A 13466-nucleotide genomic window follows, 5' to 3' on the forward strand; every position below is an offset into this window, starting at 1 on the left:
GGGTGAAAAAGATGCCCAATGCCTGTGAACGGGGATACTTCAATTTCGGCATTGACTTTCGGCACGCTGTTGAGTTCTCAAGAATCGGACGCACACCGCAGCTTGGCTTTGCAGCCAGGCTCCCGGGGCAACCTGCATTACTTTACCGGATCAGATCCACCGAGTCAAGACCCAATTTTTCTGACCCTCCACCCGCGTCCAGTCGACCGACCCGAGTCCGAGGACACGTTTCGGCTGCTCTAGCCTTGGGGGGTTCGGAGCGGCCGGCCGCTTTCGCGTCCCGCGCTTCGCTCCAACAAGAAGAACATTACGTGGCCCGCAGGTGACCGGTCAAATCGGCTCCCGGTGTGCTGAATCACAGGCTTGTAATTTGCCTTCGGCAACCCGGATGTGGGAGTGGAGGCCACCCCACACCGGAGCCGTCAGCCCTGTGGCTGCGACGCCAGAACCCCTGCAAATGAACGCTTCCCACGGCGCAGCACCAGCACGCCACCCGGCAGCAGGTCCTCCGCGGCCGGCACGTACTCCGCGTCCTTCACCTTCTCGTTGTTCAGGTACGCGCCGCCTTCGGCGACCGTCCGCCGTGCGGCCGACTTACTCGCCACCAGGCCCGACTTCACCAGCAGGTCGCCGTACGTCGGCATCGGTTCGCCGGCGCCCAGCTCAAGGTGCGGTGCTTCGCGGAGTGCTGCCACGAGCGTCGAGCCGTCGAGCGACCCCAGCTCCCCCTGGCCGAACAAGGCCTTCGAAGCCTCCTGCACCCGCCGAGTCTCCTCGGCCCCGTGGACCAAGGTCGTCACGTCCTCCGCGAGCACCCGTTGCGCTTCCCGAGCCTGTGGCCGTTCCGCAGTCGCCTGCTCGAGCGCGGCCATCTCCTCCGCCGTACGGAACGTGTAGAACCGCACGAGCTGCATCACGTCGCGGTCGTCGCTGTTGAACCAGAACTGGTAGAACGCGTACGGCGTCGTCAGCTCCCGGTCCAGCCACACCGTGCCGGACTCGGTCTTCCCGAACTTCGTCCCGTCGGCCTTGGTCACCAGTGGCGTCGCGAGTGCATGCGCCTTGCCGGTGTCGGCACGACGGATGAGCTCGACACCCGCCGTCAGGTTCCCCCATTGGTCGCTGCCACCGGTCTGCAACGTGCAGTTGTGCCGCCGGTACAGCTCGAGGAAGTCCAGCGACTGCAGCAGCACGTAGCTGAACTCCGTGTAGCTGATCCCCTGCTCCAGCCGCGCCTTCACCACTTCGCGGCCGAGCATCCGGTTGACCGGGAAGTGCTTCCCGATGTCCCGCAGGAAGTCGAGTGTGTTGAGGTCCTTCGTCCACTCGTAGTTGTTGACGATCCGGGCCGGGTTCGGCAGCGACTCGTCGAAGTCGACGAACTTCTCCACCTGGCCGCGGACCTTCTCGACCCACTCGTGGACGATGTCCTTCGGGTTCAGCACCCGCTCGGACGTCTCCTTGGGGTCGCCGATCAACCCGGTGGCGCCACCAACGAGCCCGATCGGGTTGTGGCCGGCCAGCTGGAGCCGCCGCAGCGTCAGCAGCTGCAGCAGGTTGCCCATGTGCAGGCTGGGCGCGGTGGGGTCGAAGCCGACATACGAGGTGATCGGTCCCGCCGCCATCGACGCCCGGAGGGCATCTGGATCGGTGGAGTGGGCGATCAGGCCACGGCTCTCCAGGTCGTCAAGCACCTGAGTGCGGCGTTCGGTCACTAGTTCTCTCCTCGAGTACGTCGGTCAGTACTAGTGTCCCGTACGCGTTGGGGCTTGAGTGATAGCGGTGTCCAGGTGCGTGCATCGGGGTGCTTGGTCAGTGGCCTCGATGCGGAGCATCGTGGGCGCTGGGCAAGTGCCGCGAGGTGCGTGCCTGGGCGCCGATAGCGCCAAGCTCCAACGCGTACGGGACACAAAATGTCCTGTCCGACGAGGTAGGGCGACTCAGGTGGGTTCGGGACGCGTCAGCACCGAGCGGAGCTGTGGACGGAGCGCATGTCCGTCCGGCCCTTGCACCGTGACAGCGGTCGGCCGGTGTGGGTCGTGGGCGCCAGGGTCCGGGTTAGGGACCGGCAGACCGTGCGACAGGACCTGCTCGGCCGGGGTGAGCTGGCGGATGCCGATGGCGAGCACGTGGTCCGGATGCGTCTGCGCGAAGTCGCCGTACAGCTGGGGGTCGTGCTGGCCGTCGTCGCCGACAAGCACCCACCGGACGTTGGGGAACTCCCGCGCGAGCCGGCGCAGGGCGGTCCGCTTGTGCTCCTGGCCGCTGCGGAACCAACCGGTGTTCGTCGGTCCCCAGTCCGTCATCAGCAACGGCCCCGGTGGGTACCCGTGCCGTGCGAGGAAGCGAGCCAGCGTCGGTGCGGTGTTCCACGCTCCTGTGGACAGGTAGAACATCGGAGCGCCCGGGTGGTCCGCCAGCAACTCCTCGTACAGACCGGCCATACCTGGTACGACGCGGCGCGCCTGCTCGTCGCGGACGAACGTGTTCCAGGCCGCGATCAGCGGACGCGGCAGCATCGTCAGGATCACCGTGTCGTCGATGTCGCTGACCAGACCGAACGTGGCCTCCGGATCCGGGACGAAGATCCGCGCCCGCGCCTGCCGGTCGCCGTGGACGCCCAGGACGATCTCGTGCCAGCCCGGCGGCAGCACCACCGGCACGTTCAGGTCGATGAACCCGCCGCGATCGGTGACGGTCTCGAACGTCTGCCCGCTGACGGTCACCGTCACCGGCACCTTGGTCGCCGGCGCGGTCACGAACACGCGCCAGCCGCGCATCACCTGGTCCTCGTCGTACCGCGGCTGGTTGCGCGGGTCGCGTCCAAGCACCACGCGGGCCAGCACCCGGACGAACTCGGTGTTGCCGTAACCGACCTGCGGGATGATCCGCTCCTGCCAGCCACGACGCCGAAGTACCGCCTGCACCCCGAGGTTGAACCAGTCCTCGAGACGGGACGAGTAGTGCGGACGGGCCATACCAGAAACCTACCCGCCGCACGGGCCGCTAGTCGCCCTGCCTCGCGGTCCGCGGACACGTTTGCCGCGTCCTTCACGAACTGTCGGCGCTCTCCCCTACCGTCTCCCCATGACCGCTATCGGAATGTGCTTCCCGCGTACCTACCCGGCCGCGCTCGTCACGGACGTGGCCCGGCGGCTCGACCGTGGTGGCGCGGACGAGCTGTGGATCATCGAGGACTGCTTCTACACCGCCGGCCCGTCGCTGGTGTCGGCCGCGCTGACGTCGACCGAGCGGCTGACCGTCGGTCTCGGGATCGTGCCGGCGGTCGCCCGCACGGCCGCGGTGACCGCGATGGAGTTCGCGACGCTGGAGGCGCTCGGGCCGGGGCGGTTCCTGCCCGGCATCGGTCATGGCGTGCAGTCGTGGATGGGCCAGATGGGGGTTCGGCCGAAGTCACCGCTGACGGCGCTCGAGGAAGTGACCACCAGCGTCACCCGGCTGCTCGGCGGCGAAGAGGTCAGCTTCGAGGGCAAGACGGTCGTCCTCGACAAGGTGAAGCTGGACGCGCCGCCGGCGGAGGTGCCGCCGATCCTGCTGGGTGTCCAGGGCCCGAAGTCGATGGCGCTCGCCGGCCGGGTCGCGGGCGGTGTCGTGCTGGCCGAGCCGGCGACCGCGCCGTACGTGCGTCAGTCGGTGGAGTACGCCGGATCGCCCGAGGGGTTCGTGGTCGCGGTGTTCGCGGCGATGTGCGTGCGCGCGGACCGCAAGTCGGCGTACGAGTGGACCGCGCCGTGGCTCGGGTGGCGGATCGGTGAGCGGCCGCCGCAGCTGACCGCGTTGCCGTTCTTCGACGAGATGACGAAGCTGTACGACGAATCGGGCGAGGCGGGCCTGGTGGGGATGCCGAGCGACTGGTGGACCGCGATCGGGGCGGTCGGGACGCTCGACGACGCGGCCGCGCATCTGGAGACGCTGGAGGCGGCCGGGGTGCAGCACGTCGGTCTGTTCCCGGATCCGGAGGTGGAGCACGGGCTGCCGCAGCTGGATTACGTGCTCGAGCTGGCGAACCGCTAGGCGCGCTTTTTCGGGACGTGCGGGCGGTACGGCGAGACGGTCGGGTCGTCCGGGATCCAGAAGCGCCATGGGCGGTCGGCTGCCTCGCGCAGGCCGACGCGTGGTCCGGTAGCTGGTTCGCCGTCGAAGCCGGGGCCGTCGAGCAGCTCGATGGGTGAGTTCTTCGCCAGCAGGTCGGTGCCGTTGCCTTCACGTTCGATGCCGAGGGCAACACACAACCGCGCCGGACCGCGCGCAAGATCGCGATCGGATTTCTTCGAGGCCGGTTGGTTGCGGCGGAGGCGGGCCAGTTCGATGCCTTCGATCACCTCGCCGGCCCGGAGGAGGACAGCGGACGGCTGTCCCTTCGGGCCGGCGACGACGTTCATGCAGAAGTGCATGCCGTAGGTAAAGTACACGTACAGGAATCCGGCCGGTCCGAACATCACCGCGTTGCGGGCGGTCTGACCTCGGTACGCGTGCGATCCCGGATCGGTCGGCCCGTCGTACGCCTCGACCTCGGTCAGCCGAACCGCGACTGACCCCTCGGAAGTGGTGCTGCGCAGCACCATCCCCAACAGCCTGGGCGCCACCTCCAGCACAGGACCAGCCAGCAGAGAACGGCGCATGCGCAGCACTTTAAGCGAGACGAGTGCTGTGCTCCCCGGCGCGGGTCCGCAACTCCGCAAGTTGTTCAGCCACCCGCTCCTGCGCCGTACCGCCGCGGGTGTTCCGCGAGGCCAGCGAGCCCTCGACCGTCAGGACCGAGCGGACCGAAGGAGTCAAGTCCGGCGAGATGGCAGCGAGGTCCTCGTCGGTCAGGTCCCAGAGCTCGATGCCGCGCTTCTCACACTCCTGGACGCAGGCGCCGGCCAGTTCGTGCGCGACCCGGAACGGGACCTTCTGACGGACCAGCCACTCCGCGATGTCGGTCGCCAGCGAGAAGCCCTGCGGCGCCAGCTCTTCGAGACGGTCCGCGTTGAAGCGCAGCGTGTGGATCATTCCGGTGAACGCGGGCAGCAGCACCTCGAGGGTGTCGATGGAGTCGAAGACCGGCTCCTTGTCCTCCTGCAGGTCCCGGTTGTACGCGAGCGGCTGCGCCTTCAGCGTCGCCAGCAGACCGCTCAGGTTCCCGATCAGCCGGCCGGCCTTGCCGCGGGCGAGCTCGGCGATGTCCGGGTTCTTCTTCTGCGGCATGATGCTCGACCCGGTCGAGAACGCGTCGTCCAGCTCGACGAACCCGAACTCCTTCGTCGCCCAGAGGATCACTTCTTCGGCCTGCCGGGACAGGTCGACCCCGATCTGCGCGGTGACGAACGCGAACTCCGCGACGAAGTCCCGCGAGGACGTCCCGTCGATCGAGTTCGCCGAGGAGTTCGTGAACCCCAACTCGACAGCGACGAACTGCGGATCCAGCCCCAGCGAGCTCCCGGCCAGGGCTCCCGAGCCGTACGGCGAGTCCTCGGCAACCCGAGCGTCCCAGTCGGCGAGCCGATCCAGGTCCCGGATCAGCGGCCAGGCGTGGGCGAGCAGATGATGCGACAGCAGAACCGGCTGCGCGTGCTGCAGATGCGTCCGCCCCGGCATCGCCACACCTAGGTGCTGCGACGCCTGATCCGCCAGCGTGTTCACTTGCTCCACCAGCAACCGGCCGATGATGCGGCCGTGGTCCCGCAGGTAGCTCTTGAACAGCGTGGCGACCTGGTCGTTCCGCGACCGCCCCGCACGCAGCCGCCCACCCAGCTCGGCACCGAGCCGAACGAGCAGACCGTGCTCCAGCGCGGTGTGCACGTCCTCGTCCTCCGCAGCGGGGAGGAACTCTCCGGACAGCACGTCGGCCAGCAGCGCGTCGAGACCGGCCAGCATCGCGGCCAGGTCATCGTCCGTCAGCAGCCCCGCGCGGTGCAGCACCTTGGCGTGGGCCTTAGACCCGGCGATGTCGTACGGCGCCAGCCGCCAGTCGAAGTCCGTCGACTTGCTCAGCGCCGCCAACGCGTCGGCGGGTCCGCCCGAGAACCGGGCCCCCCACAATGCCGAATCCCGGGCGCCGCTCTCTCCAGTACTCAAGACACTTCCTCTACTTCGGTTCGCGGGCTGCGAGGGACAGGAAACGGGCGGCCAGGGCCTCGCCGCCGGTGGGGTTGCGGGAGACGACCATGACGGTGTCGTCGCCGGCGATGGTGCCGAGGACGTCGTCCAGCCCCACGTGGTCGATCGCCGACGCGAAGTACTGGGCCGCCCCCGGCGGGGTTCGCAGGATGACCAGGTTGGCGCTGCCCTCCGCCGACACGAGCAGCTCGGACGCCACCCGGGCCAGCCGAGCTTCGAACGCAGCAGCCTCACCGGCACGCGGCGTACGGTCGCCGCCTTCGCCCGGTACGGCGTACACGAGCTGGCCTGACGAGTCGCGGACCTTCACCGCACCGATCTCGACCAGGTCCCGTGACAGCGTCGCCTGCCCGACCACCAGCCCGGACGCGGCGAGCAGGTCAGCCAGTTCGGTCTGCGACCGCACCGGCTGCCGCCCGAGCAGATCGACGATCCGCTGCTGCCGCGCGGTCTTGGTGGTCGGTACGGCGATGCTCATCCGCTAAAGCTCCTTGCCAACAGCCACGACAGCAGCGCCTTCTGCGCGTGCAGCCGGTTCTCGGCCTCGTCCCAGACGACCGACTGCGGTCCGTCGATCACGGCCGCCTCGATCTCCTTGCCACGATAGGCGGGCAGGCAGTGCAGGACGATCGCATCCGGCTTCGCCTTGCCGAGCAGTTGCTCCGTCACGGCGTACGGCACGAACGGCGCCTCACGGTCGGCGGCCTCGGACTCCTGCCCCATCGACACCCAGGTGTCGGTGGCAACGACATCGGCACCGTCGACGGCCGCGATCGCATCCTCCGTCCAGGCGACCGATCCGCCGGTCGTCTCAGCGATTGCCGCGGCGCGCACCAGCACCTCCGGGTCCGGCTGGTAGTCCGCCGGCGATCCGATCACGACATGCATGCCGGCGGTCGCGCCGCCCAGCAGGTACGAGTTCGCCATGTTGTTGGCGCCGTCGCCCAGGTACACCAGCTTCAGCCCGGCCGTCGACCCCTTGTGCTGCCGCACGGTCTGCAGGTCCGCGAGGATCTGGCACGGGTGGAACTCGTCGGTCAGCGCGTTCACGACCGGCACCGACGACGCGGCCGCCATCTCCTCGATCCGCGCCTGACCGAACGTCCGCCACACGATCGCCGCGACCTGCCGGTCCAGCACCCGCGCCGTGTCGGCGATCGGCTCGCCCCGGCCGAGCTGCGACGTCTGCGCGTCGATGACGAGCGGTACGCCGCCCAGCTCCGAGATCCCGACCGCGAACGAGATCCGCGTCCGCGTCGACGTCTTGTCGAAGATCACCGCCACGGTCTTCGGACCCTCGAGCGGCTTGTGCCCGTGCCGGTCCCCCGCGAGCTGCGCGGCCAGCGTCAGTACCTCGTCCTGCTCGACCGGCGACAGGTCGTCGTCACGAAGGAAGTGTCTGACGGTCATCACGCCTCCACCTTGTCGAGCAGCCCTGGAAGGGCCGCGACGAAACTGTCCGCATCAGCCTTGCTGAGGATGTACGGCGGTGCCAGCCGCAACGCGTCCGGGATCGGATTGTTCACCACGAACCCGGCCTCCAGCGCCAGCGCCGCGACCTGGTCCGACACCGGCTTGGTCAGCTGGATCGCGAGCAGCAGCCCGCGACCCCGGACGCCCGCGATCAGCGGGTGGTCGAGCGCGATGATCGACGACGCGAGGTGGTTGCCGACGGCATTCACCTGCGCGAGCAGGCCGTCCCGCTCGATCACGGTCAGCACCGCCAGCCCGGCGATCGCCGCGACCGGGTTGCCGCCGAACGTGGTCCCGTGGTTCCCCGGCTGCAGCAGGTCCGCGGCCGCGCCGAGACCGATGCACGCACCGATCGGAATCCCGGCCCCGAGCCCCTTCGCGACGGTCACCAGGTCCGGCGTGATCCCCTCGGCCTCGTAGCCGAACCAGGTCCCGGTCCGCCCGATCCCGGTCTGGATCTCGTCCATCCACAACAGCGCGCCGTGCTGCTGGGTGATCCGCCGCGCCGCCTGCAGGTATCCGGCCGGCGGTACGACGACGCCGTTCTCGCCCTGGATCGGCTCGAGCACCACGGCCGCGGTCTGGTCGTCGACCGCCGCGGCCAGCGCCTCGGCGTCGCCGTACGGGACGAACTCGACGTCACCCGGCAGCGGCGCGAAGGCCTCCCGGTACGCCGGCTTCCAGGTGATCGCGAGCGCGCCCATCGACCGCCCGTGGAAGGCGCCGACGGTGGAGACGATCTTGGTCCGCCCGGTACGCCGGGTGATCTTGAACGCGGCCTCGTTCGCCTCGGTGCCGGAGTTCGTGAAGAACACCTTGCCCGGGACGTCGAACAGGCCGAGCAGCTTCTCGGCCAGCGCGATCTGCGGTGCGGAGGCGAAGAAGTTCGAGACGTGGCCGAGGGTCGCGAGCTGCGACGTCACCGCGGACACCACGAACGGGTGCGCGTGCCCGAGGCAGTTCACCGCGAGCCCGCCGAGCAGGTCGAGGTACTTGTTGCCGTCGGCATCCCACAGGTAGGCGCCCTCGCCGCGGACCAGCACCCGCTTCGGCGCGCCGAACGTGTTCATCAGCGCACCGGAGTACCGCTCGGTGAGCGCTGCCTGCGTGCCGTCGACGGTCAGCAGTTCGGTCATGACGGGATCACCTGGGTTCCACTTCCGGCGTCGGTGAAGATTTCCAGCAGCAGCGAGTGCGGCACACGGCCGTCGATGACGGTGGCTCGGGAGACACCGGACTCGACCGCGCGCAGGCAGGCTTCCATCTTCGGCACCATGCCGGACGCCAGCGACGGCAGCAACTCCGCGAGCTCGTCGGTGTCGATCTGGGTGATGATCTCGTCGCTGTCCGGCCAGTTCCGGTACAGCCCGGCGACGTCGGTCAGTACGACGAGCTTCTCCGCACCGAGCGCCGAAGCCAGCGCCGCGGCCGCGGTGTCCGCGTTCACGTTGTGCGCCTGACCGTCCTCGTCCGGCGCGATCGTCGACACCACCGGGATCCGGCCGGCGTCGATCAGGTCGACCACCGCCTCGGGCCGCACCTCGACAACATCGCCGACCAGCCCGATGTCGACCTGCTCGCCGTCGACCAGCGCCGTACGGCGTTCCGCGGTGAACAGGCCGGCGTCCTCACCGGACATCCCGACCGCGAACGGGCCGTGTGCGTTCAGCAGCCCGACCAGCTCCCGGCCGACCTTGCCGACGAGCACCATGCCGACGACGTCCATCGCCTCGGGCGTGGTGACCCGGAGCCCGCCGCGGAACTCGCTGTCGATGCCGAGCCGGCCGAGCATGTCGCTGATCTGCGGCCCGCCGCCGTGCACGACGACGACGCGCACCCCGGCGTACCGGAGAAAGACGATGTCCTCAGCAAACGCTCTCTTGAGTTTCTCGTCGACCATCGCGTTCCCGCCGTACTTCACCACGACGGTCTTCCCGTGAAACTGCTTCAGCCACGGCAGGGCCTCGGTCAGTACGGCGGCCTTCTCGACCGCGTCCGCGTGCGTCGTGGTCATGAGGAGTACGCCGAGTTCTCTTCGACGTACGCGTGTGAGAGGTCCGTGGTCAGGACCGTCGCCGACGCGGGGCCGGCGTGCAGGTCGATCAGCACGTCGATCTCCAGACCGCTCAGGTCCGCCTCGGAGCGGTCGACGCCCTTGCCGCCGGCCTTGCAGATCTGCGCGCCGTTCAGGGTGATGTCGAGCAGCGACGGGTCGAACGCGGTGGGGGCGTTGCCGACCGCCATCGCGATCCGGCCCCAGTTCGGGTCGGCGGCGAAGAACGCGGTCTTGCACAGGTTGTCCTCGGCAACGATCTTGGCGGCGGCCAGCGCCTCCGCCTCGGTCGCGGCGCCCTGCACCGTGATGCTGACGTGCTTGGTGACGCCCTCGGCGTCGGCCTGCAACTGCTTCACCAGGTCAGCAGCCAGGGCCGTGAGGGCCACCTCGAACGCCTCGGGGGTGACCGTGACACCGGACGCGCCCGAGCTGAGCAGCAGGACCGTGTCGTTGGTCGACGTACCGCCGTCGACGTCGAGCCGGTTGAAGGTCTTGCCGACCGCGTTCCGCAGCACGTGGTCGAGGTGCGGCTGGTCGAGGACGGCGTCGGTGGTGATCACGCTGAGCATCGTGGCCATGTTCGGGGCGCACATCCCGGCGCCCTTCGCGAACCCGCCGATGCTCCAGCCGTCCGCATGCTTGAGCACAGCCTGCTTCGGCACGTTGTCGGTCGTCATGACCGCGGTCGCCGCGGCCAGACCAGCCTCCGCGTCGTCGCCCAGAGCCGCGACGGCTGCATCGATTCCGGGAAGCAGCTTGTCCATCGGAAGCCGCTCGCCGATCAGGCCTGTCGAGCAGACCCCGATCTCAGCTGCCCCGACTCCGAGCACCTCAGCCAGCTTCTCAGCGGTCTTGTGCGTGTCCTGGAAACCCTCCGGTCCGGTGCACGCGTTCGCACCGCCGGAGTTCAGCACGACGGCCTTCAGCTTGCCGGCGGTCAGGACCTGCTGCGACCAGAGCACCGGCGCGGCCTTCACCTTGTTCGTGGTGAAGACGCCGGCTGCTACGTCAGCAGGGCCGTCGTTGACCACGACGGTGAGGTCCGGCGTACCGGCTGGTTTGATCCCGGCGATCACCCCGGCCGCGCGGAAGCCGGCCGGCGCGGTAACCCCGGCGCTCCGATCGACTTGAGTGGCTGGGGTAACTGCGACGGTCACGGGGCTACTCCTACGAGGGGCAGGGCCAGGGTCTCGTCGAGACCGGTGGCCAGGTTCATGCACTGCACGGCGGCGCCGGCTGTGCCCTTGGTGAGGTTGTCCATCGCGGCCACGACGACGGCGCGGCCGGCGCGCTGGTCCAGGGCGATCTGCAACTGCACGGTGTTCGCGCCGAGGGTGGCCTGCGTCTGCGGCCATTGCCCCTCGGGCAGCAGGTGGATGAACGGCTCGTCGGCGTACGCGTCCTCGTAGGCCTTCCGGAGCGCGGCGTAGTCGGTGCCATCGGCAACCGGTGCGCTGCAGGTGGCGAGGATGCCGCGAGCCATCGGCGCGAGCACCGGCGTGAACGAGACGCTCACCGGCCTGTCGGCGTACGGCGTCAGGTTCTGCTCGATCTCCGGCGTATGGCGATGCACGCCACCGACGCCGTACGCCGATGCGGATCCCATCACCTCGGCGCCGAGCAGGTGTGCCTTCGGGGCCTTGCCCGCGCCCGACGTACCGCTGACGGCGACGACCACCAGCTGGGTGGGGTCGACGAGCCCGTTCTGGACGGCGGGGAGCAGGGCCAAGGTGGAGACGGTGGGGTAACACCCCGGTACGGCGACCCGGTTCGTCCCGCGGAGCTTGTCCCGTTGACCCGGGAGCTCCGGAAGCCCGTACGGCCACGCGCCGGCGTGCTCGCCGCCGTAGAACTCGACCCACGCCTCGGCCTCGATCAGCCGGAAGTCCGCGCCGCAGTCGATCACGGTGACGTCATCTCCGAGCTGCTCGGCAATGACGGCGGACTGTCCGTGCGGCAGGGCCAGGAACACCACGTCGTGACCGGCGAGATTCTCCGCCGTGGTCTCGACCAGGATGCGCCCGGCCAGCGGCACGAGGTGCGGGTGGTGCACGCCGAGCGCCGTACCGGCGTTCCCGCCGGCGGTCAGGGCGCCGATCTCCACCTCTGGGTGGCTACTCAGCAACCGGAGTAGCTCGCCCCCCGCATACCCGCTGGCACCGGCCACCGCCACCATCACACTCATATGAATGAGTATGCCACGCCCCGGATGAATATCCAATCCCCCGCCATCCCCCTCGTACCCCAAATCCAACTTTGAGAACCCACCAACCACTTTTCCGCCCGTTTCGTGGTTGGTGGGTTCTCAAAGTTGAGGTTGGCGGGTGTGAGCGGGGTCATGTCACAGGGCGGCGGTGGGGCGTGTCCTCGGGGTGACTACGGACTTCGGAGGGTGAGATGGCGCGGGTTGGGATGGTGCATCGGCGGTCGTTGGTGGTGCGGTTGGTGGAGTGGGGTAGCCGGCGGAAGTTCCGGAAGGTGCCGGACCCGGTGAAGGTGGCGTTGCACAACCGGCGGGTATTGCTGTCGACGACGCTGATGGAAGCCACTGCGGAGCGGTGGAAGGCGCTGGATCCGGAGCTGAAGGCGCTGAGTGTGATGGTCGCGTCGGCGCGGATCGGGTGCAGCTGGTGCATGGACTTCGGGTACTGGGAGTTCCATCACAAGGGTGTCGATCCGGTGAAGCTGCGCGATGTGCCAAGGTGGCGGCACAGCGGCGTCTACACGGATCTGGAGCGAGCGGTGATGGACTACACCGAAGCGATGACAGCCACTCCGCCGGAGGTCACCGACGAGCAGGTCGAGCGGCTGCGGCAGGACCTCAGCGAGGAGCAGCTGGTCGAGCTGACCGCGATCGCGGCGCTGGAGAACTACCGCTCGCGGATCAACGCCGCCCTCGGACTCACCAGCCAGGGCTACAAGGAGTTCTGCGAACTGAGGCCGGTCCAGTGACCGACGAGCAACTGGCGCGCGAGTTCGCCGAGCACCGGTCCGTCCTGGTCGGGGCGGCGTACCGGGTCGTCGGCAGTGTGAGCGATGCCGAGGACGTGGTCCAGGAGGCGTGGTTGCGCTGGTCCGCTATCGATCACGACGACATCCGCGACCCGCGGGCGTACCTGATCCGCATCACCACGCGACTGGCGCTGAACCGGTTGCGCGAGCAGAAGTCGCGGCGGGAGCAGTACGTCGGCCCATGGCTGCCGGAGCCGCTGGCGACCGACGACGACCCGGCGGCCGCGGTCGAGCTCGCGGACTCGGTCAGCATGGCGATGCTCGTCGTACTCGAGACCCTCTCGCCGCTCGAACGCGCCACGTTCGTGCTCCGCGAGGTCTTCGATCTGCCGTACGACGAGATCGCGGACACGCTCGGCCGGTCCGAGGCCGCCGTACGGCAGCTCGCGCATCGGGCCCGCGGACATGTGCACGCGCGGCAGCCGCGGCATCACGTCGACAAGGCGCGCCACGACGAGCTGACGATGCGGTTCATGCAGGCGGCCGGGTCGGGCGACTTCGAGCAGGTGGTCGCGCTGCTCGCACCGGACGCCGTACTGATCAGCGACGGCGGCGGGAAGAAGAAGGCCGCGCTCCGGCCGATCCACGGCGCGGAGAAGATCGCCCGCTGGCTGTTCGCGGTGATCGCGGAGAACCCGGACTTCGAGATCCGGATGGGGACGCTGAACGGCGAGATCGCCTATATCGCGTACGACGGCGACGAGCCGGACACCGTCGCGTTCCTCAAGACCGACGACGGCCTGATCAGCGAGCTGTACCTGATTCGGAACCCGGACAAGCTGGAGCATGTCCAGTGAGCCGA

13 protein-coding genes are annotated in these 13466 nt (G+C 68.9%); 3 read left to right on the plus strand and 10 right to left on the minus strand.

Translation table 11 applies throughout. The features are described 5' to 3' along the window. Nucleotides 1-422: 422 nt before the first annotated feature. Both tyrS and E0H45_RS00010 read right to left on the minus strand, forming a co-directional pair. Nucleotides 423-1715 (minus strand): tyrosine--tRNA ligase, encoded by a 1293-nt coding sequence (gene tyrS, locus E0H45_RS00005; protein WP_131334207.1) that lies wholly within the window; start codon nucleotides 1713-1715, stop codon nucleotides 423-425. Between the two features lie 225 nt (nucleotides 1716-1940). Next, the gene (locus tag E0H45_RS00010) at nucleotides 1941-2978 is read right to left on the minus strand and encodes an App1 family protein (protein WP_131334208.1); all 1038 of its coding nucleotides are present in this window, start codon (nucleotides 2976-2978) and stop codon (nucleotides 1941-1943) included. A 109-nt stretch (nucleotides 2979-3087) separates the two neighbouring features. Here E0H45_RS00010 and E0H45_RS00015 point away from each other — a divergent pair, with 109 nt between their 5' ends. Beyond that, nucleotides 3088-4035: an LLM class flavin-dependent oxidoreductase gene (locus tag E0H45_RS00015; RefSeq protein WP_238154708.1), complete on the plus strand. Its 948-nt coding sequence runs from the start codon at nucleotides 3088-3090 to the stop codon at nucleotides 4033-4035. On the opposite strand, the gene E0H45_RS00020 is transcribed toward E0H45_RS00015, so the two are convergent. From E0H45_RS00020 to argC, 8 genes are read right to left on the minus strand one after another with little or no spacing between them, the layout of a single operon-like run. After that, the gene (locus tag E0H45_RS00020; protein WP_131334209.1) at nucleotides 4032-4643 is read right to left on the minus strand and encodes a DNA-3-methyladenine glycosylase; all 612 of its coding nucleotides are present in this window, start codon (nucleotides 4641-4643) and stop codon (nucleotides 4032-4034) included. The two genes, E0H45_RS00015 and E0H45_RS00020, sit on opposite strands and share 4 nt — an antisense overlap. Before the next feature lie 10 nt (nucleotides 4644-4653). Beyond that, complete coding sequence (argH, locus tag E0H45_RS00025) at nucleotides 4654-6081, minus strand: argininosuccinate lyase (protein WP_131334210.1); 1428 nt, start codon at nucleotides 6079-6081, stop codon at nucleotides 4654-4656. Between the two features lie 10 nt (nucleotides 6082-6091). Next, complete coding sequence (locus E0H45_RS00030) at nucleotides 6092-6601, minus strand: arginine repressor (RefSeq protein ID WP_131296260.1); 510 nt, start codon at nucleotides 6599-6601, stop codon at nucleotides 6092-6094. Continuing rightward, on the minus strand, nucleotides 6598-7533 hold the full coding sequence (gene argF, locus E0H45_RS00035) for an ornithine carbamoyltransferase (RefSeq protein WP_131334211.1): 936 nt from the start codon (nucleotides 7531-7533) through the stop codon (nucleotides 6598-6600). The genes E0H45_RS00030 and argF overlap by 4 nt, the downstream gene beginning before the upstream one ends. After that, nucleotides 7533-8732, minus strand: coding sequence for an acetylornithine transaminase (locus tag E0H45_RS00040; protein WP_131334212.1), 1200 nt, complete (start codon nucleotides 8730-8732; stop codon nucleotides 7533-7535). Before E0H45_RS00040 ends, argF begins: the two co-directional genes overlap by 1 nt. Then, entirely contained in the window at nucleotides 8729-9610 is an 882-nt protein-coding gene (argB, locus tag E0H45_RS00045; RefSeq protein ID WP_131334213.1) for an acetylglutamate kinase, read from the minus strand. Before argB ends, E0H45_RS00040 begins: the two co-directional genes overlap by 4 nt. After that, complete coding sequence (gene argJ, locus E0H45_RS00050) at nucleotides 9607-10809, minus strand: bifunctional glutamate N-acetyltransferase/amino-acid acetyltransferase ArgJ (protein ID WP_131334214.1); 1203 nt, start codon at nucleotides 10807-10809, stop codon at nucleotides 9607-9609. The genes argB and argJ overlap by 4 nt, the downstream gene beginning before the upstream one ends. Continuing rightward, a complete protein-coding gene (argC, locus tag E0H45_RS00055; protein WP_131334215.1) occupies nucleotides 10806-11837 on the minus strand; it encodes an N-acetyl-gamma-glutamyl-phosphate reductase in 1032 nt (343 codons plus the stop codon). Before argC ends, argJ begins: the two co-directional genes overlap by 4 nt. A gap of 212 nt (nucleotides 11838-12049) precedes the next feature. On the opposite strand from argC, the gene E0H45_RS00060 reads away from it, so the two are divergent. Both E0H45_RS00060 and E0H45_RS00065 read left to right on the plus strand, forming a co-directional pair. Beyond that, a complete protein-coding gene (locus tag E0H45_RS00060) occupies nucleotides 12050-12604 on the plus strand; it encodes a carboxymuconolactone decarboxylase family protein (protein ID WP_131334216.1) in 555 nt (184 codons plus the stop codon). Continuing rightward, nucleotides 12601-13461, plus strand: coding sequence for an RNA polymerase sigma-70 factor (locus E0H45_RS00065; protein ID WP_131334217.1), 861 nt, complete (start codon nucleotides 12601-12603; stop codon nucleotides 13459-13461). The genes E0H45_RS00060 and E0H45_RS00065 overlap by 4 nt, the downstream gene beginning before the upstream one ends. Nucleotides 13462-13466 lie beyond the last annotated feature (5 nt).

Origin of the sequence: Kribbella soli (assembly GCF_004331345.1) — a bacterium.
Taxonomy (GTDB): domain Bacteria; phylum Actinomycetota; class Actinomycetes; order Propionibacteriales; family Kribbellaceae; genus Kribbella; species Kribbella soli.